Here is an 18,808-nt window from a genome sequence, read left to right on the forward strand (position 1 = left end):
CTCCCCCAATCGCCTTAAGGATGATGCACCTTGCCGGTGTCTGCTTTTCATTATAGGAAGGAGGCTTCGGTGAACCTATGGCGCGATGTCAACATTTCCGCACCTTTGGCAATCATTTGACGGCCGCTAACGCTCGCGGTATTCGAGCGGTGTCATGCCGAAATGCTTCTTGAACATCTTGCTGAAATATTGCGGGTTCTGGTAGCCAAGCTCGGCCGTGATTTCGTAGATTTTGCGGTTGGTGTGGGCAAGCAGCCAGCGGGCGCGCTCCATTTTGACCCGGATGATGTAGTCGCCGAGGCTCTCGCCGGTCTCGCTCTTGAACAGCTTGGACAGGTAGACGGGATGCAGGTACACCCGCTCCGCGATCGACCGGACCGAGATGTCCCCGGTCTCGGCCATGACCATCTCCTGCACCTGCCGGACGATGCGGCTCTTGATGTCGCGCTCGTTCTCCGTAAGCTGCCGCCGCAGACTGTCCAGCGTATCGAGCGCCCAGGCCCGCACTTTGTCCGCCGCAAGCAGCAGCGGGGGATCGAGCAGCGGATCGAGGCCCGACCGGTCAATCCGGTGGAACAGCACGCCCCGCTTGTGCGCCAGGTACAAGTAGGCGCTCGCGATCGACAGGAACGCTTCGTACAGGTGCTCGCGGGTGGCGGACATCCGCTCCAGCGAGTCGAACACCTCGCCGATTTTGTCCGCGGCCGCCCGCCAGTTCCGCGACTCGAGCAATTGGATGAGCGTCGGCGGCCGGTACAGGCTCTCGAGCGTCGTCACGGCGGCCGGGTCGTGCGGCGCCTCCTCCTGAAACAGGATCTGTCCGCCGCCGTCTTCCCGGTGCCGGAACAGCTCGGTGAGCGCCGCGCGGTAGGCGCCCGCCAGCTCGTCGGGGAACACGAACCAGGGCGAGATGACGATGGAGATGTCGCCCTTGAGATAATGGCGCACCTGGCGGTGAAACTCGCGGGCGAGCGGCTCAAGCTGCGCCTTGACCGGCAGCCCGGCCTCGCCGGCCGCCGTCCCGTCCCGCGGAGCGGCGAGCAGCATGACGCCGTCGTGCGGCGCCTTGCCGTGCCAGACGCGGAACCCCGGGGCGAACACTTCCTCGGCGATGTTGCCGACGGCGTACTCGATCAGGGACAGCGATTCCGCATCGTAATCGGCGAACGGGCGGCCGAGCGTCACCAGCATGAGCAGCGCCATGCCGCCCGGCTCGAGCGGGATGCCGTACTCGCGGAGCCGGTCCTCCAACCGGCGCCGCGGCCACGGCCTGCCGAGCGCCAGCCCGCGGATCAGATCGCCGCTGATGATCGAGCGGTCCGAATTGAGGCGGTAGCGCATCCGATGGAGCTGCTCGGCCTCGGCCCATTCGTCGCGCAGCGAATCGACGGCGCCCGCGATGCTGCGCATGAACTCCTCGTCGTTCACCGGCTTCAGGATATAGTCGAACGCCTGCAGACGGATCGCCCGCTTCGCGTATTCGAAGTCGGAATAGCCGGTGAGCAGCAGGCAGCGCACGTTCGGCCAGCGCGCGTTCACCTGTTCAATCAGCTCGAGGCCGTCCATCTCCGGCATCCGGATATCGGTGACGAGGATGTCAATCGGTCGCTCCTCGAGCAGGCGGAGCGCTTCGATCCCGGAGGAAGCGGCGCACACTTCGCTGATGCCGAGCGATTCCCAGGGAATCGTCGCGTTCAAGCTGTCGATGATATAGGGCTCGTCGTCGACCAGAAGCAGTTCGATCAAGGCAGTTCCCTCGCTTTCGCATGGACATGGGGGATCGGACGGGCGGCTTCGCCGTATGCATCCTCGTCCGCGGCAGATTCGGCCGCGGGGGTCTCCGCGCTGGCCGCGGCGTCGGTGGCGGCGGCGGTCACCGCATCGGGCGTGCCGGAGGCGGCATGGCCAGCGAGCCGCCACTCCAGCACGATCCGCAGCCCGCCGAGCGGGGAAGGCTCCATCCGCATTCCGGCGTCCGGGCCGTAACGGAGATATAGCCGCTGGTTCACGTTCCAGAGGCCGCAGCCGGCCCGCTCGTCCATCGGTTCGGCCAGCCGGCGCATCAGATGGCTGCGCGCCTCCTCATTCAGCCCCTTGCCGTTGTCGTCCACGGTCACGCGGCATACGCCGTCCGCTTCGCCGACCGCGATGCGGATCAGCCCTTCGCCGCCGTTCGCTTCGATTCCATGCCGCACCGCGTTCTCGGCGAGCGGCTGGATGAGCAGCGGCGGCACGTGCAGGTGGCGCAGCCGGGACGGCAGTTCGATCGTGAACGTCAGCCGGCTGCGGCGCAGCTTGTAAATCTCCAGATAGCTGCCGACGAACTGCAGCTCCTCCTCCAGCGTGACGAAATCCCGCTCCTGGCGCGTCGCGTAACGGAAGTAGCTCGACAGGTTTTCGGCCATCGCGATGATCGCCTGGTGGTTTTTCATTTTCGCCATGCTGCTGATGAAGGAGATGCTGTTATGGAAAAAATGCGGGTTGATCTGCGACTGGAGCTGCTTCAGCCGCGCTTCCTGGACGCGCAGCCGCTCCAGATACACCCGGTTAAACAGCTCCTGGATCTGCTCCACCATGGAGTTGAAGCGCTGGAAGACGAACGCGAACTCGCTCTTGCCGCGCGGTTTCAGGCGCACGGTGTAGTCTTCGAGCTTCAGCCGCTGGAAGCTCGTCACGAGCTGCTTCAGCGGCGACTGCACCTGGGCGTAGAGGACGTAAGCCATGACGCAACCCATTAGCAGCAGGGAGCCGACGGACACGTAGAACAGCAGGTTTGTCCGCTTGATCGGCTGCATGACCTCCGCCAGCGGAATGTAGTCGATCAGGTACCATTCCGCGATATCGGATTTCTGCAGATAGACGAGGTACGGCTGCCCGTCCAGGGTGACGGTCCGGCTGCCTGTGGACAGTTCCCCCTCTTCTTCGAGCAGTTCCACCAGCCTGTCCGCAGCGGCGCTGTCCGCCGTGCTGTTGTAGACGGCGCCGACGCCCGGCATGTAGTAGAACGGATCGCGGCGGTCGCCGATTTTGAACTGGTCGAGCATGTGGACGAGATTGGAGCTGTCGAATTGCACTTCGATGACGAGGTTGACGTTGTGCAGACGGTCCTCGGTGACGTACGGGGAAATGGTGAACAGCGAGAAAAGATACCGCCCGCCCTCCGCCGGCTCCACATGCCAACCCGGCTTCAGCCGCCGGGTCAGTTCGTCGGGATCGTAGGGCGCCGCATTGCTGCTCGTCAGCACGCGGCCGAGCACGGGCGAGTAAATGGACAGCGTGCTGCTCCAATTGGAGGAGTTCTCCTGGATGCTCAGCTTGCGTTGAATGCGCTTTACCAGCATGATCTGGTCAAGCCCGAGCGACGGGACGGGGCTTTCGAAGGTGTGCCGGAGTTCCGTGATGTCGGGGTCGTGCATGAGCAGGTTCGGCCACATCGCGATCGACTGGATCGTCGTGTCGGCCTGATGCTGGAAGAACGCGAGACGGTTCGCGTTCGAGTCGTTCAGTTCGTCCCGCAGCACGTCGGTGCTGATCCGGTTGGACAGCACGTACAGGGCCACGATCGGCACCAGCAGGGCAAAAAGAATCAGCGCGATCTTCTTGAAGAGATTGTGCTTCGGCATGACATTCCCTCACCGTCCGTCGTCGCTTGCTCCGGGAAGGTGAAAAGAGGCTGCCCGGACATCCCCGGGGCAACCTCCCGCTTATCTGGCCTTTCTATTCAGAATAAACGATCTTGCGGCTTTGGAATAGGGCAGAATTGCAAGTTTTGTGATGTTTGTTCAATATCCGGCCATGAGGGAGGCCAGGCGGTGCAGCACCTGGGCCGCTTCCGCCCGGCTGGCCGCGCCGTCCGGGGCGAAGGTGCCGCCGGGCAGGCCTTGCATGAGGCCGAGCGCTGTCACCCGGCGCACCGCGTCCCGTGCCCATGCCGGGATCTTGCCGCCGTCGGCATAGGCCGCGTCGGCTCCGGGCTGCGAGGTTTCGTTGCCGATCGCCGCCCGGGCCGCGGCGCGGGCCAGCAGCGCCGCCATCTCTGCGCGCGTGATCGCCTCGTTCGGCCGGAACAAGCCGTCGGCGTCGCCGGTCACGATGCCGGCCGCCCGCGCGGCGCGTGCCGCGGAGGCGTACCAGGCGCTGTCCGGGACGTCGGCGAATGCCGAGGCGTCCGGGGCTTGCGGGTCGTCCGGCAACTTGAGCAGCCGCGCGAGCATCGCCGTGAACTCGGCCCGCGTGACGGTCCGGTTCGGCTCGAACCGGCCGCCGGCTGCGTCCGTGCCGGTGAGGACGAGCCGCGCGGAGAGCGCCGAGATCGCCCGGTGCGCCCAGTGGCTGTCCGGCACGTCGGCGTAGCTGCGCGCCGCTTCAAGCAGCCCGTAGACGCCGGCGCGGGTCGCCCCGGCCTCCGTCCATTCGCCCGGGCCATGGCCGCCGATATGATGCAGCGCGCCGTCGGGCAGCAGCAAGTAGATGCCGGTCAGGTCCGGATTATAGGCGTCTTCCGTTCCCGGACGAAGTCCGATCGTCACCGGAACGGCGAACGTTTCGGGGGCGAAGACCTCGCCGCCGCCGTCGACGTAGGCCAGGCGCAGATCGACGAGCCGGGCGAGCGCCGTCAGGCCGAGGCCCGTCCGCCGCTCCGCGCGGGCGATCCATTGCCGCGGCTCGGCGGGCGGCTGCAGCCGCAGTGACAGGTACGCTTCGTCCGCGGCGGACAGGATGGCGGAGACTCCATTGCCCCGGGCGGCGTCCCGCGGGTCTGCCTCGTTCGCGCCGTCCGCCTGGCCGGCCAGCTGCGCCAGCACTTCCGCGGGCACCCGCAGGACGAGGCCGCCGCTCCGCACTTCCAGCGGCCGGTCCCCGAGCAGATCGGGCGCATTCGCCGGCAGCCGCACTTCGCCCGCCGTCTCCGGCACGTCGAGGACGACCGGCCCGTCGCCCGCCCCCGCCAGCTCTTCCTCCGGAACGGTCACGACTTCAGCTTCCTCTGCTTCGTCCGGTTCTTCCGTCTCCTCGTCTTCGCCGCCCGGTGCGGGCTGAGGATTCTGCGGCGCCGGGCCGCCGGACGCGGGCCGCCGCGTCGTCACCGTGACGGAAGGTCCGCCGTCCGTCCAAAGTCCGGCGTCGCTTCCTGCTTCGACCTGGAACGTATAGGTGGTGCCGGGCGACAGGCCGGTGATCGTGCGGCTGTCCGCGCCGCCGTCAACGGCAGCAACCGGCTTCCCGTCCCTGTAGATTTTGAAGCCCGCGGCCGCTTCCGGATTGGCGACGCCGGACCATCGCAGCCGGACATGGCTCGTTCCGATGTCCGCCGCTTCCAGCTTGGCGCTTTCACTCCATTCCGGCATCGTCACATGGCGGAATAATTCGAAGTCATCCAGGAACCCCCAGGTTTCGCCGGGCGCTTCCGCTTCGACGCCGATGACGATCTGTCCGCTGTTGACGGGGATGTCCGCGATGGCGTAGGTTTTCCACTCGTTCCAGCCCGTGTTGACGATGTCCGCCGTGCGCCGTTCGCCGCCGTATCCTTCCGCGAACAGCCGCAGGATACGGTCGCCGCCGCCTCCGGACGCTTTCACGCGCAGCGTGTACAAGCCGTCGGGCAGGCCCGTGATCGTCTGGCTGATCTTGAACGCAAAGTCCGACTCGTGCCAATAGTTGAGCGACCGGATTCCGCTGTAGGCATTGTTCGCATTGCCGTCGACCTTGACGGCGCCGGGAGTGCCGGCCGTGTCCCAGCCGTCCGGTGTATTTCCGGCCTCGAATCCGCCGTTTACGGCCAGATTCCGGTACGCCGTCACGGTGAGGTCAATGGAAACCGGCAGCTTCAGTCCGGCGGTCTGCCCGGTGAGGCGGAACGTGCCGATCCGGCTGAGCCGGTCCGTATCGAGCGGCGCCCATTCAACCGGCACGCTCTCGATGCTGCCTTCGTTGTACAGCACCTGGACCGCAGCCGGCAGACGCGCGGCCGCATCTACCACCGATTCAAGGGCCGGAATGGTCACGCCCGCGGGTGTCAGCGCCCGGATCGGCGCCTTCGCCGGCAGGTTCGCCGGATCGAACCTGAACGCATCCAGGGACGGCAGGGCGTTCCCCTTGAAGTCGAACATGGCCTGGTTGTCCCACGCGTTGCCTTCCTTCGTCTTCCAACCCGCCTGGTAGTCGCCGTTCGCGTCTCGCGGCACGGGGATCCAGGCCGGCTCCCAGTAGAACACGCCCGTGCCCAGGCCGCCCGCCGTATGCGCCACCGTGTTCATCATCAGGGTGAGCATGTCCGCCTGCCCCTGCGGCGTCGCCGGGAATCCGGCCTTCTCCGCATCGGCCGCGCCGGCGATGTTCGGCCAGCCGTCGCCTTCCTCGAGCGTATGCGGATGCGCCGTCTCGACGACGACCAGCTCCTTGCCGTAACGGACGGCCAGGTCGTTCAGATTGTCCTTGAGCTGCTGATACGTCCCGTGCCAGTACGGATAGAACGACAGGCCGATCACGTCGAAGTCGTTCGTGTAAGCCGTCAGCGCATCGAAGAAGCCGCGGAACTTCGCATTGTCGCCGCCCTCCGCGAGATGAATCATGACCTTCACCTCGCGTCCCGGCGGGGTCGTATCGCGGACCGCCCGGATGCCGCTGCCGATCAGTTCGGCCAGTTGGTTGAAGCGGCTTGTCGATCCGTCCGGCAGTAGCATGCCGTTGTTGATCTCGTTGCCGATCTGCACCATGTCGGGCCAGGCGCCCGCCGCATGCAGATCGTTCAGCACTTCGGCCGTGTAGTCATAGACCGCCTGGCTCAGACCGGCGAAGTCGAGATGCTGCCAGGCCGCCGGTTTTTCCTGTTTGCCGGGGTCCGCCCAGAAGTCGGAATAGTGGAAGTCGATGAGCAGGTTCAGCCCGGCGTTTTTCACCCGCTTGGCCATCTCGATCGTGTGTACCTTGTCGTTGTAACCGTCCGCGAGAACCGGGTCGTTCCACACCCGCAGCCGGATGGCGTTGACGCCCCGATCCTTCAGGATGGCGAGCAAATCGCGCTCCACGCCGTTGTCATAGTACTTGCCGCCCGCGTCCTCGATCGCCTGCAGCGTGGAAATGTCGGCTCCCTTGAGGAAAAGCGTCTCCGCGGCCGCTCCATCCGGCGTCGTCACCGCCAGTTCCGGGCCGTCCGTCGTCCATTCGCCTGCGGCATTCCCCGCTTCCACTTTGAACTGATAAGCGGTGTTCGGCTGCAGCCGCGCGATGGTGTAGGTCTGCACGCTGCCGGAAACCGTCGCCCGCAGTCTGCCGTTCTGATAGATGCGGTAATGCGCGATGCCCGACAGGTCCGTCGCGGCAGTCCATTGCAGCTTCACGCTGCGCGGCGACAGGTCCGGCGCCTGCAGCGATTTGTCCGCGTCCCATGCCGGGCCCGGCGGGTCCGCGGAAGGGTCTTCCACGAGCCGGAACATCACGTCGTCGAACGCTCCCCATTGAGTCGCCGGTGCGTCGACCTCAAAGCCGATGACCGCCTGTCCGCCCGTCACCTGCACCGTGAGAGTGTACTGCCGCCAATCGCCCCAGGGCGTGACGGCGATGGGCGCCTCCACCCGCTGCCCGCCGGATTCGGCGAACAGTTTCAGCGATGTGTCGTCGGCCAGGTAGTCGTGGCCGCCTTCCGCCCAGGCGGACAGCTCATACGTGCCGTCCGCAAGGCCGGTCAGCGTCTGGGTCAGCGTGAAGCTGAAGTCCGTGTCCAGCCAGTAGCCGAGCGAATGGCTGCCGCTGTGCACATTGCCGGGGGTTCCGTCCGTATTGAGAAACACGGCCGGCTTGTTGTCGTTGTGCAACGTGCCGTCATAGGTCCAACCTGTCCAGTTTACATCGCTGTCCTCGAATCCCGGATTGACCGCCAGATTGGCGGGCGCCGCTTCCGCGCGCTCCGGCGTCCAGGCTGCGCCGAACGCCAGCAGCGCCGCCAGCATGGCGGTGAAAATGCGCCGCGCCCGATGTCCGGTTCCGTATCCGAGGCTTGCGATCATATCGGCCACCTCCCGTCAAATATCCGTTCTCAGGCTCCATTGTAAGAACGGCCCGTTCGCCGGGAACAGGAGGCGAAGCCAATATTTCTGCACCTTTTACAACGAATTGAATGCGCATTCCCAGGTGATGCCGCGGAGCCGGTTCGTTCAGCCTGCCGATGCACGTGATCTGCGTCCGGACAGCAGCGCAAGGCCGGACATCAGCATCCAGGCCAGCATCGGGTAAGCGGCGACCCGCTCCATGCCGCCGGGGCCCAGTCCGAGATCATGGCCGGTGAAAAAGAGCGCCGCCCCGGCAATGCCGACCGCGCCGAGAGAACCGGTGCCGTCCACCGAAGCCGTCGCGGCTCGGCGGGCAGGCGCACCGACCGCGGGTCCGGTTCGGGGCCGGATCTGCGCCCAGTGTGCGGCGACTGCGGGAGGGACGGCCGGAGAATGCTCTAACGTTTCTCAGTTTCGTTGCATTTCCGAAACACCATGGTTTTCACCCGCGATCGCTGCCCCCTCCCCGCCGGCTCTCGAAAAACAGCGCTGGTTCCGGGATGCAATCCATAGTAAAATAAGCCTGAGTTTGGTAACCCTTTCACTCGATGGGGGGCCGTGCCATGATTGAACTCGCCTCTGCTCTCCGGATGCTGGAGGACATGAAGCCGGAGCTGACCTCGTCCTGTTACCGGATGCTCGGCTCCATGGATGACGCCGATGACGCGGTGCAGGAGACGAGCATCCGGGTATGGCAGCGCTGGGATACGTTTCGCGGTGAATCTTCCTTCAAAAGCTGGGTTTACCGCATCGCCACCAACCTGTGCCTGGACAAGTTGAGGCAGTCGAAGCGGCGCGTGCTTCCCGTCGACGTGTACGACCCGGCGGTCTCGATCGCGGAGCCCCGCGACACGCTGCCGGAAACGTCCTGGGTCTGGCCGGCTCCCGAGTTCGCGGATCAGCCGGAGGAGACCGCCATTCGCAGAGACACGCTTCAGCTTTGCTTCATTGCCCTGCTGCAGACGCTGCCTCCCCGGCAGCGGGCGGTCCTGATTCTGAAAGATGTGTTCGAATGGTCCGCCAAAGAGATCGCCGATGCGCTGGACATGTCGGCCGCGGCGGTGAACAGCGCCCTGCAAAGGGCACGGGGAACGATGGAGCAGGCTCAGCTTCGCTCCCACACGTTCAGCGCGGAAGCGTCCGCTCCCGACCGCGAGCTGCTGTCGCGGTACATGGAAGCTTTCGAGCGGTTCGATATCGATGCGCTGGTCTCGCTGTTCCATGAAGAAGGCAGCATGTCCATGCCGCCTTTCACGATGTGGGTGCAGGGCCGCGATCATCTGTCCCGGTTCTTCGCGCTTACGCGCCGGCATTGCGAGGGGTCCCGTTTTATTCCGGTTACGATAGGCGGCGGGTATCCCGCCCTCGCGCAGTACGTGCCGGACCGGGATTCGTCCTTGCTGGTTCCTTGGGGCATTCACGTCATTGAAATGAAAGACGGCAAAATATTGCATATTCAAAATTTTATCAATCGAAATTTGTTTGCCCGGTTCGGGCTTCCCGATCCGCTCGACCGATGAATTCCGCGAGCCGGCTCCGTCTATAGTGGTGAAAACGCAAATAAAGCGTCAATTCGAAAGGAGCGTTCAGCATGGCAACGAACAGCCGGACGAGGATCACGGTGCAGGCGATCGTCAAAGCCCCGGTGGAGAAAGTCTGGAAGTATTGGAACGAGCCGGAGCACATCACGCATTGGAGCTTCGCTTCGAATGACTGGCATGCGCCGTCCGCGACGAACGATCTGCGCCCCGGCGGAAAGCTGATTGTGCGGATGGAAGCGAAGGACGGCAGCGCGGGCTTCGACTTCGGCGGCACCTACGATGTTGTGAAGGAGCATGAGGAAATTTCCTTCACGATGGGCGACGGCCGAAGAGTCGACATCGTGTTCACCGCGCAGGGGATGAAACGAAGATCACGGAGACGTTCGACGCCGAAAACACGTACCCCCTCGAATTTCAGCAGGCGGGCTGGCAATCCATCCTGGACAATTTCAAACGGCACGCGGAGCAGCATTGAGCCGATCCGAAAAAGGGCGTCCCCGGGGGGCGCCCTTTTTCTGTGTGTGCATGGGGGGCGGCGGCCGCATTATTCGGCCGACCGCTGCGATTCCAGCACTTGTCTCAGCACCGTCAGCGCATTCGCGGCACGCGGCCATCCGGCGTAGAACGCCAGATGCGTGATGGCTTCCGCCAGCTCTTCCCCGCTCAGCCCGTTCTCCTGCGCAAGACGCAGATGGAACGGCAGTTGCTCGGGCGTGCCGCCCGCGACCAAGGCGGAGACCGTCAGCAGGCTGCAGTCGCGCAGGGACAGCTGCTCCCGGCGCCACAAGTCGCCGAACAGCACCTGTTCGGTATAGTCCGCGAACGCGTCCGCGACCCCGCCGAACGTTTCCCGGACGCTAGAAGGAATCAACCGATGCGCCATGGACCGCCCGCTCCTTCCCTTGCGCGATTTCCAGCATCTGCGCCACACCGTTGCCGAAGGTCCAGTCCTCGTATTCCGTTCCGGCTGATGATCGAATTGATTCGGGAGGAGACGGCAAACGGAAGCCGCCTCGATTGACAGGCCGCTTCAATTTTATATATTATATTTGCATACCGAACGGTATTTAATTGACATTCCGGTCAGGTTGGGAGGCGCGCGATTGAACGTCAGGGACAAAGTCGTCGAAGCTGCGGAGCGGCTGGCCCGCACACGGCCTTATGATCGCATCACCTATGCCGACATCGCCAAGGAAGCCGGTGTGCATTGGACGGCCGTGCGCAGGCATCTCGGCAGCCGGCAGGACATGCGGAACTGGCTGCAGCGCCTGCAGACGGCGCTGGAGACACCGCCGGCGGATACGCGCACGCGCATCCTGGAGGCGGGCGCTGCCGTGTTCGCCCGGCTCGGCTACCCCAACACGTCGCTGGACAAAGTTGCCGCCGATGCGGGCCTGACCAAAGGCGCGGTGTACTGGCATTTCTCGAGCAAGCAGGATCTGTTCCTCGCCATCCTGGATCTTCACCTGAACCGGCAACTGCGGCTGCTGCCCCGTCAGCTCGATCAGACGCTGCAGTCCGCAGACCCCGAGTCCGCGCTGGCGGATTGGCTGGCCGCCCAGCTCTGCCTCCCCGGCGAGGAAGACGGCCGCCCGATGCTGTTCCTGGAATTCGTCACGTCAAGCCGGGAACCGGAAGTGCGCGAACGGCTGCAGAAAATGCACGGCCTGATGCTGGACGGCGCGACCGCCTGTATCGGGGAAATGCAGCGCAGAGGCTGGGTCCGGGCCGATCTCGACCCCCAGGCGGTCACCCTCATGGTCGACGCCCTGCTGAAAGGGCTGGTCGTGGAATGGCTGATCGATCCCGGGCGCGTCCAGGAGAAAGACATGTTCCGGACGATTGCCCGCCTGCTCTGGCAAGGCATGATGCCGCAAAAATCCTAGATTTTTGCGGCGATTTATTTGGCCTGAACATACCGTTAGGTATGTTAATCGAACACTTTAAAGAATGTCGAAGAGGAGGATTCCCCATGTGGATGTTGCTGATCGCTGTTTTATTGCTGACCGGCTTGACCGCGGCGCTGTGGCTGTACAACCGCATCCGGTCCGCGCAGGCGGAGGCCGCTTTTCCTCCGGCCGGATCGTTCATTACCGTCGAAGGGACAAAGCTGCACTATATCCGCAAAGGCGAGGGAACGCCGGTCGTGTTGCTGCATGGCGGAGTGCTTCGGGCGAACGATTTTGATCAGGTGGTGGAACGGGCTGCAGCTTGCGGGTATGAGGCCATCGCGTTCGACCGCCCGGGTTACGGCTACAGCGAACGGCCGCCGCGGGCGACGCCGGCTGACCAGGCGAGGCTCATTCACGGCGCGCTGAAGCAGATGGGGGTGGAAAAGCCGATCATCGTCGGCCATTCCTGGAGCGGGCTGCTGGCCCTGACCTATGCGCTTCACTACCCGGACGACGTCTCCGGCGTCGTCACGCTCGCGGGAGCGATGTACAAAGAAGGGTATCCCGCGGAACACGGCGATCCGATCTCCCGCTTGGCCGCCGCGCCGGTGGTCGGGCCGATTTTCGTGAACACGGTGCCGGGAAGTCCGCTCGGCATGGCGCTCGCCCGTTCTTCGGTACGGCAGGCGTTCGCCCCCGAGCCGGTGCCGGCGGGTTACCGGGAAGCGGCGCTGGAGCTCTGGCTCCGGCCGGGCCAGTTCCGGGCGAACCGGGAAGACATTCTCGCGTTCGTGCCCGCCGCGCTGGAGGCCGGCCGGCGTTATCGCGAGATCCGCTGCCCGGTCGTCATCGCGGTCGGCGAGGAGGATCCTTACGGGACCCGGGAACAGGCCGCCCGGTTGAAACGGGATATCCCCCATGCCGAGCTGAGGGAAATCCCGCGCGTCGCGCACATGATTCCGCAGCTTCATCCGGAGCTGGCGCTCGAGGCGATCGACAGGGTGCGGGAGCTGTCCGGGGCCGCGCCGTCCGTGCCGGTCAAATCCATTTCTTCAGAAACACTCTGAGCCCGGTGCGGTGAGCCCAGATCATGAGCGCGATGTTCGCGCACCAGCCCCAGAAGATGGCGGCGGGATACGACCGCTGATGCAGCCAGACCGATACGGCGAACATGCCGAGGACGACCTGGAAGCTGTCCGCCTCGGACGAGACCGGGCGCCAGCCGTTGAGCGCGCGGCCGATCACGAGCAGCACAGCCAGGATGACGGCATAGACCAGCGTCACTTCGAACGCCGTGAGCGCGCTCCAGACGCCGAAGGTGACAGCGATCCCCTTGCCGCCGCGAAAGCGGAGGAACGGCGAGAACAGGTGGCCGAGCACCGGCGCGGCGGCAATGGGGATGAGGACCGGATCGTCCGGGTGGATGACGCCGGTCTGCAGGCATACCGCCACGGGGACGAACCCTTTCATGAAATCAAGGACGACGGCCAGCAGTCCGAAACGGTATCCGGCCGCCTGCCACAGATTGAACGCCCCGGGGTTGCCGTCGCCGATGGTGCGCAGGTCGACGCGGGCGATTTTTCCGAGCAGATGGGCATACATGACGGAACCGGACAGGAAGCCGAGGATGAACCAGAGCGCCATCATGCGTCCCTCCCGCTTCCCAGATGGATTTGCCGGCCTTTCCAGGTGACGCGGCCAAGCCATGCGGTCTGATAGAGCGAATACAGCATGACGGCGGCAAAGAACAGCGTAGGCAGCATGTGCAGGACCGGCATGAGCACGCCGAACGTCCCCGCAACCCGCGCCATGCGGTACAGCTGCGCCGCGTACAGGATGAGGCCGGCCGCAAGCAGCCAGTCCAGCCAGAAGAACAAGCCCGTCAAGAACATGCCGATCATCCACAGCGCACACAGGAGGACCGTCGTCCGGCTCACCACGGCCATGCTGGGCACCGCGCTCTTCGCGAACCCTTCGGCGGCCTGGCGGATGCCGCCGGGATACATGCGGTAGGAGACGAGATCACCGCCGAGATAATGGGCGAGCGGAATGCCCGCGGCCTTGCAGCGCGCGCCGAGCGCCAGGTCGTCGATGACCTCGGAGCGGATGCCGGCATGGCCGCCCGCCCGCAGGTAATCGTCGCGCGACGTCACAATGCAGGGGCCGTACAGCCCCTGGCGCGGGTTGTTCGCCTCATAAGGCGACATGAAGACGAAAACGCCGAGCATATTGAACACGAGCGACAGCTTCTCGGCCAGCCGCGGCACGACATGGTACGGGACGACCGAGATGACGCCTCCCGTCTGCTCCCTTTCTGATGCAAGCGCTTCCAACCCCCGGGGCGCCAGCCGCACATCGGCGTCCAGAAAAACAACGATGTCCCCGGTCGTGTGGTGGAAACCGTCCCAGAGCGCCCAGTTCTTCCCCGTCCACCCCGGCGGCAGATCATCATGGCGCACGACGCTCGCGCCGAGACGGGCCGCAATCTCCCCGGTTCCGTCCTCGGAACCGTCGTCGACCACCACGATTTCGACGGGCGGCAGCGTCTGGTCGCGCAGTGACTCGAGCAGATGCGGCAGATTCGCCGCCTCGTTGCGGGCCGGAATGACCACCGACACCGTCTTCCGCAAAACATCCGGCGATGGATCCGAAGGCGCTTGAAGAAGTTTCTTGTCGAACAATCGCCATCCCGCCCACAGACCCGCCGCAAGCACTGCTCCGATTGCCGCTTCAAGCATCCAGCTCTTCATCTGTCCACCGTCCCATTTCAGGATGTTCAAGCGCTGACCGCTGCCAAACCGTAAAACGGAACACGGATGGAATACAAATATTGTAGCAGATGAGCGGTATTCCGAGAACACTTTATGATGGCGCGAGGTTATCGGTGATGAAAAAAGAAAGACACCTGCATTCCAGGCGCCTTTTATCATCCGGTCAATCTTGGTAGTCCTGCTGCGTATCCAGGCCGACCATCTTGGCCGCCGCGTCCCAGGTCACGCCGATGTTGAACGTCCTCGCGATGTCGCGGAGCTTGAAATAGTTGTTGCCCCCGATCGTGTACGCCGTAAACTGCATCTCCCGGCCGTCCACATAGATCTTCGAACGGTTCGGTGTCGCGGTTACGGCCATCCGGTTTTCCGATCTGGCGAGCTCCCCGCCGACGGGTGTGTAGGATTCGCCGGAAATCAGACTGATGGCGTTCCGCGCGCCGTCCCACTTGACCTCGAACGGCTTGTCGGTTCCGCTCAGCACCATGGCAAGATCGCGCAGCTTCAAGTAGAGGTTGCCGTTGATCGCATAGGCATGGAAAGCGACCGTCTTGCCGTCCACCGTCACGTTGGCCGTCTGCGGCAAGGCCATGACCTCTCTGTCTTCTGCCGCAGGTTCTTGCGCACCCGGTTCCGCTTCCTCCTGATCCGTAAACATGATGTACAGATCAAGGAAATGCCACAGCAAGTCTCCGGCCTCATCGTACGAGTAGATATCGATACGCAGCATCTCTTCCTGAAAATTCATTTCCCAGATGCTGCGGCTTACCGAGACGCTCGCCTTTCCGCCTCTGAGCTCCAGCCCTTTCCATTCGGCCGCGTACCACTGCCCGGATTCGTCGCTGATCAGGATATCCAGGTAGCGGGCATCCGGGTCCGACGTGATCACCTCGAACAGGAGCACATCGCCGTCGCCGTCCGGATAGTCGAAGTAATTCGTTTCAATTTCGAACGCCTCGCCGTTGATCGCCAGTACGGCGGAACCGCTCTTGACATAATGCGGAAAATATACCTGGTAACCCGTGCTTTCATCGGCCAAATAAAACAGCTTCGATGCATCATACCCCGCGTCTTCCGGTTCCGCCGCCGCAACCACGGCAGTCTGGAGCAAGAACACCGCCACCAACAGGAGCGAAATGTTTTTCTTCATCCGGCACCTCTCTGTCTTCCGTCGTATGCGCTGTCGGTCATGCCGCCAGGCTTCTTCTTCATTATAGGATATCGGCCGTCGTGCATCACTTCATAAATCCCGCAAGCAGAACGGCCGCCAAAAATACGAGCTGCAGCAAGGTTCGCGGTAGAATAGGGGTTGCCGGCTTCCCGGCCAGCGTCAGGCGGTTGCGCGCCGCATGGACATTCGCCGGAAACATGGCCGCAAGAAGCAGCGCCAGGCCGCCGGCGGCATACGGGGACACGGCGGGAATCACAATTCCGACCGCGCCGATGATTTCAAGCCAGCCGGTGAGCGTGACGAGCAGCTCCGGCCTCGGAAATGCCGGCGGAACCATGCGGATCAAGTCGGGCTGGCGTTTTCCCCAATGGGCGGGCGCCGTGAGCAGGAACATCAAGGCGACCGCGAAGCGCAGCGACGTGGTCCAGTCGTCGAAATACGTCCATCCCATATAACCCGCCAAGCGGAAAAGCAGCAGCGATCCGACCAGCATGATAAACGGTGCCATTCTCGAACCTCCCGTTTGCGCTCATCTAAAATTTATTTTAAAAGACCGACCGCCGGTCTTTAAATAGTTTTGGGAGGGCATATCGAGTAGGCCCATGAAATAATCATGGGCCTTTCATCGTTCGAAAAATAATTTGTAAAAATACTGATGCGCCGCAACATACAGCACACACAATGACAAGACCGGGACGATCATTCTCCGCCCAATTCAATAAGCTTCATCAATTGGAAAATCAACGTTGACAAAATCAAAATTCCATCCGGCCCTTTTACCAACCAGCAGCAAGCCCCCTGTCGTTGCGTACAAAACCACTTGCGGAACACAGGTATAAAGCACAATCTTTTCCCCGATGCTCAGAATGTCCGGCGTGTGCAGCTTGCATTTCTAACCTTACTGTTGACAAGTCAACTATCTTCGCATATAGTTGACTTATCAACCATCCCAGTACACAGAGGCGGCGCACAATGAACGACACCCGCAAAGAAAGCGTGGCGAAATGGATCTCGGTGCTGCATCGCCAATTCCAGATGTATCTTAACCGGGAACTGAAGCCGTACGGCATCCGATCATCGGAGTACATTTACCTCGTGAATCTGTACGAAAAGGACGGCGTCTCCCAGGAGACGCTGTCCCGGAACCTGTACATCAACAAGGCCGCGACGGCGCGGGCGATCAGCCGGCTGGAGAAGCTCGGGCTTGTGCGCAGGGCGCGCGACCAGAACGACGCCCGGGCATACGCGGTGACGCTGACCCCTGAAGGGCTGAAGATACGCGATGTGATCCAAGAGAAGCTGCGAAAGTGGACCCGGACGCTCGAAGAGGGGCTCACCGAAGACGAGTACGCGTTCATGATGCGCACCATCAAGCGCATGTCGGCGAACGCACTGGCGCTGGTCGAAGCCGGACGCCATGATGCGGGAGAAGAAGGAGGTGCGGATGACGATGACTGACCAACTGACACATGACGAGCAACGCGAACGGGCCGGCATGCGGCTGATGCGGCTGATGATGGTCACGGCGGTGCTGTCGTTCATGAGCGCCAGCTCGTTCAACATTGTCGTGCCGGAGATCAGCCGGCAGTTCGGGATCACGCTGGCGCAGGCGAGCTGGCTGTCTTCCGGCTATACGCTCTTTTACGGTTTCGGCACCGTCGTCTACGGCAAGCTGGCGGACCGGTTCGCGCTGCGGCCGATCATCACCATCGGTCTGTTCATCTTCACGGCGGGTTCCCTGACCGGCCTGCTGTCGCAGACGTTCTGGACGGCGCTCGCGGGGCGGCTGCTGCAAGCGGCCGGCGCGTCCGTCGTGCCGGCGATGGCCATGATTCTGCCGATCCGGTATTTCGCGCCGGAACGCAGAGGTTCGGCGATCAGCATGACCGCGGTCGGGCTGGCGATCGGCGGCGTGCTCGGCCCGGTCGTCTCGGCGCTGCTGCTCAGCTTCGCGAACTGGCGGTGGCTTTATGTACCGTCCTTGCTGATGCTGACGCTCTTGCCGCTGTTCCGCAAATATCTGAAAGCGGCAGACGCCGCCGGCAACCCGCAAGGGAAGCTCGACACCCCCGGCGGCGGGCTGCTGCTTGCGGCGACGGCAGCGCTGCTGCTCGCATTCACCTGGTGGAACGTCTGGCTGTTCGCGGCGTTCGCCGCCGCGCTGGCGCTGTTCATCGTTCACATCCGGCGCGTGCGGGAGCCGTTCGTGCGGCCGGCCCTGTTCCGGAATCGGAAATATCGGACCGGTCTTATGATGACCTCGCTGATCGCCGCGGCCTCGAACGGCGTGTTCCTGCTGACGCCGATGCTGCTGGCGGACGTGTACCATCTCGAATCCCAGTGGATCGGCTTCGCCCTGGTGCCTGCCGCTTTCGCGGCGGCCGTGCTCGGCAGGCGCGGCGGCAAGCTGGCGGACCGCAAGGGGAATCTTGCGCTCTACGCCATCGCCGCCGGGCTGCTCATCACCTGCTTCTCGCTCATGGGCCTCCTCGCGGGGACATTGCCCGTCTGGGCGATTCCGCTCGTCCTGATGTTCGGCAACGTCGGACAGACGTTCATCCAGGTCGCCATCACCAACTCCGTGTCGGGCACGCTGCCGAAGCCGGAGGCGGGCGTCGGCATGGGCTTGTTCTCCATGACGAACTTCATCTCCAATGCGGTATCGGCCAGTTTGTACGGCGTCGCCGTCGAGGCGGGAAGAACCGGCTTGGCGTCCGAACTCGCACTGAACGCCGGAGCCTTCAATCTGATCTATGGTGCGCTGGCCGCCCTGCACATCGTCCTGCTCATCGTCTATCGGGTTCGGTTCGGCGCCGGGGCCGCGCGTGAAAGGAGCGTGACAAGCGGATGACGGAACGAACGAAACCGCCGGCGTGGTTTGCCGAAGTATGCGCATGGCCGGGCGTGACGACGGGACCGCACCGGTTCGGCGGCACGGAATTTCTCGTAAACGGCAAAGAAATCGGCCATACGCACGGGTTTTCCCTCGTCGACATCCTGCTGCCCAAGGCGGTGCGGGACGAAGCGATCGCTCGCGGGAAAGCGTCCCCGCACCATATCCATCCGGAATCGAACTGGGTGTCGGTGCATGTCACCGATGACGCCGCGGCAGCCCATGCGGTCGAACTGCTGCGGTTCAACTACGATCGGCTGATGAACAAAGACAGCGTGCGGGACTGATCCGCCGCTGTCTTTTTCCTTTTCACCAATCTTCCGCCACACGCCATGACCGCAACCGTGCGGCGGCCGCCTTCCGACTTGCGCGATCGTACCGGCATTTCTTTCTGTCGATCGTGCCGTTATGGAGCACATAGCAGGAAGCGCCGGGGATGTTCCGAAAATCTTATTAATTTCTGAAGCAACTTGCAATTGAACCATGCTGCGGTAT

The 18,808-nt window shown here is 63.4% G+C and carries 15 protein-coding genes and 1 pseudogene; 7 read left to right on the forward strand and 9 right to left on the reverse strand.

The genetic code is table 11. The features are described 5' to 3' along the window. Positions 1 to 126: 126 nt before the first annotated feature. From C6W55_RS15770 to C6W55_RS15785, 4 genes are all read right to left on the reverse strand, one after another. Complete coding sequence (locus tag C6W55_RS15770) at positions 127 to 1,746, reverse strand: response regulator (RefSeq protein WP_213483887.1); 1,620 nt, start codon at positions 1,744 to 1,746, stop codon at positions 127 to 129. After that, positions 1,743 to 3,623 (reverse strand): sensor histidine kinase, encoded by a 1,881-nt coding sequence (locus C6W55_RS15775; RefSeq protein WP_286893754.1) that lies wholly within the window; start codon positions 3,621 to 3,623, stop codon positions 1,743 to 1,745. The genes C6W55_RS15770 and C6W55_RS15775 overlap by 4 nt, the downstream gene beginning before the upstream one ends. A 159-nt stretch (positions 3,624 to 3,782) precedes the next feature. After that, on the reverse strand, positions 3,783 to 8,006 hold the full coding sequence (locus tag C6W55_RS15780) for a glycosyl hydrolase 53 family protein (protein WP_286893755.1): 4,224 nt from the start codon (positions 8,004 to 8,006) through the stop codon (positions 3,783 to 3,785). A gap of 147 nt (positions 8,007 to 8,153) precedes the next feature. Next, positions 8,154 to 8,339 carry a hypothetical protein gene (locus C6W55_RS15785; RefSeq protein ID WP_286893756.1) on the reverse strand — a complete coding sequence of 62 codons (186 nt, stop codon included), beginning with the start codon at positions 8,337 to 8,339 and terminating at the stop codon, positions 8,154 to 8,156. Between the two features lie 272 nt (positions 8,340 to 8,611). Between C6W55_RS15785 and C6W55_RS15790 the strand changes: the two genes are divergently transcribed. Together C6W55_RS15790 and C6W55_RS15795 are read left to right on the forward strand one after the other, a co-directional pair. Further along, the gene (locus C6W55_RS15790) at positions 8,612 to 9,568 is read left to right on the forward strand and encodes a sigma-70 family RNA polymerase sigma factor (RefSeq protein WP_286893758.1); all 957 of its coding nucleotides are present in this window, start codon (positions 8,612 to 8,614) and stop codon (positions 9,566 to 9,568) included. Between the two features lie 71 nt (positions 9,569 to 9,639). Further along, a pseudogene (locus C6W55_RS15795) lies at positions 9,640 to 10,064 on the forward strand (SRPBCC family protein). A 69-nt stretch (positions 10,065 to 10,133) separates the two neighbouring features. Here C6W55_RS15795 and C6W55_RS15800 read toward each other — a convergent pair. Continuing rightward, positions 10,134 to 10,472: a carboxymuconolactone decarboxylase family protein gene (locus tag C6W55_RS15800; RefSeq protein ID WP_286893760.1), complete on the reverse strand. Its 339-nt coding sequence runs from the start codon at positions 10,470 to 10,472 to the stop codon at positions 10,134 to 10,136. A gap of 220 nt (positions 10,473 to 10,692) precedes the next feature. Between C6W55_RS15800 and C6W55_RS15805 the strand changes: the two genes are divergently transcribed. Both C6W55_RS15805 and C6W55_RS15810 read left to right on the forward strand, forming a co-directional pair. Further along, positions 10,693 to 11,475 (forward strand): TetR/AcrR family transcriptional regulator, encoded by a 783-nt coding sequence (locus tag C6W55_RS15805; protein WP_286893762.1) that lies wholly within the window; start codon positions 10,693 to 10,695, stop codon positions 11,473 to 11,475. Between the two features lie 86 nt (positions 11,476 to 11,561). Next, positions 11,562 to 12,548, forward strand: coding sequence for an alpha/beta fold hydrolase (locus tag C6W55_RS15810; RefSeq protein ID WP_286893764.1), 987 nt, complete (start codon positions 11,562 to 11,564; stop codon positions 12,546 to 12,548). On the opposite strand, the gene C6W55_RS15815 is transcribed toward C6W55_RS15810, so the two are convergent. The 4 genes from C6W55_RS15815 to C6W55_RS15830 form a co-directional block, all read right to left on the reverse strand. Continuing rightward, positions 12,520 to 13,125 carry a glycerol-3-phosphate acyltransferase gene (locus C6W55_RS15815; RefSeq protein WP_286893766.1) on the reverse strand — a complete coding sequence of 202 codons (606 nt, stop codon included), beginning with the start codon at positions 13,123 to 13,125 and terminating at the stop codon, positions 12,520 to 12,522. The two genes, C6W55_RS15810 and C6W55_RS15815, sit on opposite strands and share 29 nt — an antisense overlap. Further along, positions 13,125 to 14,231, reverse strand: a complete 1,107-nt coding sequence (locus C6W55_RS15820) for a glycosyltransferase family 2 protein (protein WP_015256162.1) — start codon at positions 14,229 to 14,231, stop codon at positions 13,125 to 13,127. Before C6W55_RS15820 ends, C6W55_RS15815 begins: the two co-directional genes overlap by 1 nt. 184 nt (positions 14,232 to 14,415) lie before the next feature. Beyond that, positions 14,416 to 15,399, reverse strand: coding sequence for a stalk domain-containing protein (locus C6W55_RS15825; protein ID WP_286893769.1), 984 nt, complete (start codon positions 15,397 to 15,399; stop codon positions 14,416 to 14,418). 85 nt (positions 15,400 to 15,484) lie between these two features. Further along, positions 15,485 to 15,928 carry a DoxX family protein gene (locus C6W55_RS15830; protein WP_286893771.1) on the reverse strand — a complete coding sequence of 148 codons (444 nt, stop codon included), beginning with the start codon at positions 15,926 to 15,928 and terminating at the stop codon, positions 15,485 to 15,487. A 464-nt stretch (positions 15,929 to 16,392) separates the two neighbouring features. Here C6W55_RS15830 and C6W55_RS15835 point away from each other — a divergent pair, with 464 nt between their 5' ends. Genes C6W55_RS15835 through C6W55_RS15845 form a run of 3 tightly spaced genes read left to right on the forward strand, consistent with a single transcriptional unit; the run spans position 16,393 to position 18,600 of the window. Further along, the gene (locus tag C6W55_RS15835; RefSeq protein ID WP_286893772.1) at positions 16,393 to 16,878 is read left to right on the forward strand and encodes a MarR family winged helix-turn-helix transcriptional regulator; all 486 of its coding nucleotides are present in this window, start codon (positions 16,393 to 16,395) and stop codon (positions 16,876 to 16,878) included. Then, a complete protein-coding gene (locus C6W55_RS15840; protein ID WP_286893774.1) occupies positions 16,871 to 18,271 on the forward strand; it encodes an MFS transporter in 1,401 nt (466 codons plus the stop codon). The genes C6W55_RS15835 and C6W55_RS15840 overlap by 8 nt, the downstream gene beginning before the upstream one ends. After that, positions 18,268 to 18,600, forward strand: coding sequence for a luciferase domain-containing protein (locus C6W55_RS15845; RefSeq protein WP_213483919.1), 333 nt, complete (start codon positions 18,268 to 18,270; stop codon positions 18,598 to 18,600). The genes C6W55_RS15840 and C6W55_RS15845 overlap by 4 nt, the downstream gene beginning before the upstream one ends. Positions 18,601 to 18,808: the final 208 nt, after the last annotated feature.

This window comes from Thermobacillus sp. (assembly GCF_003390775.1).
Taxonomy (GTDB): Bacteria; Bacillota; Bacilli; order Paenibacillales; family Paenibacillaceae; genus Thermobacillus; species Thermobacillus xylanilyticus.

What these genes read in the sequence shown, in the direction of transcription:
- C6W55_RS15780 (WP_286893755.1), bottom strand. Translation starts at nt 8,006, where the DNA reads ATGATCGCAAGCCTCGGATACGGAACCGGACATCGGGCGCGGCGCATT.
- C6W55_RS15820 (WP_015256162.1), bottom strand. Translation starts at nt 14,231, where the DNA reads ATGAAGAGCTGGATGCTTGAAGCGGCAATCGGAGCAGTGCTTGCGGCG.
- C6W55_RS15810 (WP_286893764.1), top strand. Translation starts at nt 11,562, where the DNA reads ATGTGGATGTTGCTGATCGCTGTTTTATTGCTGACCGGCTTGACCGCG.
- C6W55_RS15845 (WP_213483919.1), top strand. Translation starts at nt 18,268, where the DNA reads ATGACGGAACGAACGAAACCGCCGGCGTGGTTTGCCGAAGTATGCGCA.
- C6W55_RS15815 (WP_286893766.1), bottom strand. Translation starts at nt 13,125, where the DNA reads ATGGCGCTCTGGTTCATCCTCGGCTTCCTGTCCGGTTCCGTCATGTAT.
- C6W55_RS15800 (WP_286893760.1), bottom strand. Translation starts at nt 10,472, where the DNA reads ATGGCGCATCGGTTGATTCCTTCTAGCGTCCGGGAAACGTTCGGCGGG.
- C6W55_RS15835 (WP_286893772.1), top strand. Translation starts at nt 16,393, where the DNA reads ATGAACGACACCCGCAAAGAAAGCGTGGCGAAATGGATCTCGGTGCTG.
- C6W55_RS15830 (WP_286893771.1), bottom strand. Translation starts at nt 15,928, where the DNA reads ATGGCACCGTTTATCATGCTGGTCGGATCGCTGCTGCTTTTCCGCTTG.
- C6W55_RS15775 (WP_286893754.1), bottom strand. Translation starts at nt 3,623, where the DNA reads ATGCCGAAGCACAATCTCTTCAAGAAGATCGCGCTGATTCTTTTTGCC.
- C6W55_RS15825 (WP_286893769.1), bottom strand. Translation starts at nt 15,399, where the DNA reads ATGAAGAAAAACATTTCGCTCCTGTTGGTGGCGGTGTTCTTGCTCCAG.
- C6W55_RS15840 (WP_286893774.1), top strand. Translation starts at nt 16,871, where the DNA reads ATGACTGACCAACTGACACATGACGAGCAACGCGAACGGGCCGGCATG.
- C6W55_RS15790 (WP_286893758.1), top strand. Translation starts at nt 8,612, where the DNA reads ATGATTGAACTCGCCTCTGCTCTCCGGATGCTGGAGGACATGAAGCCG.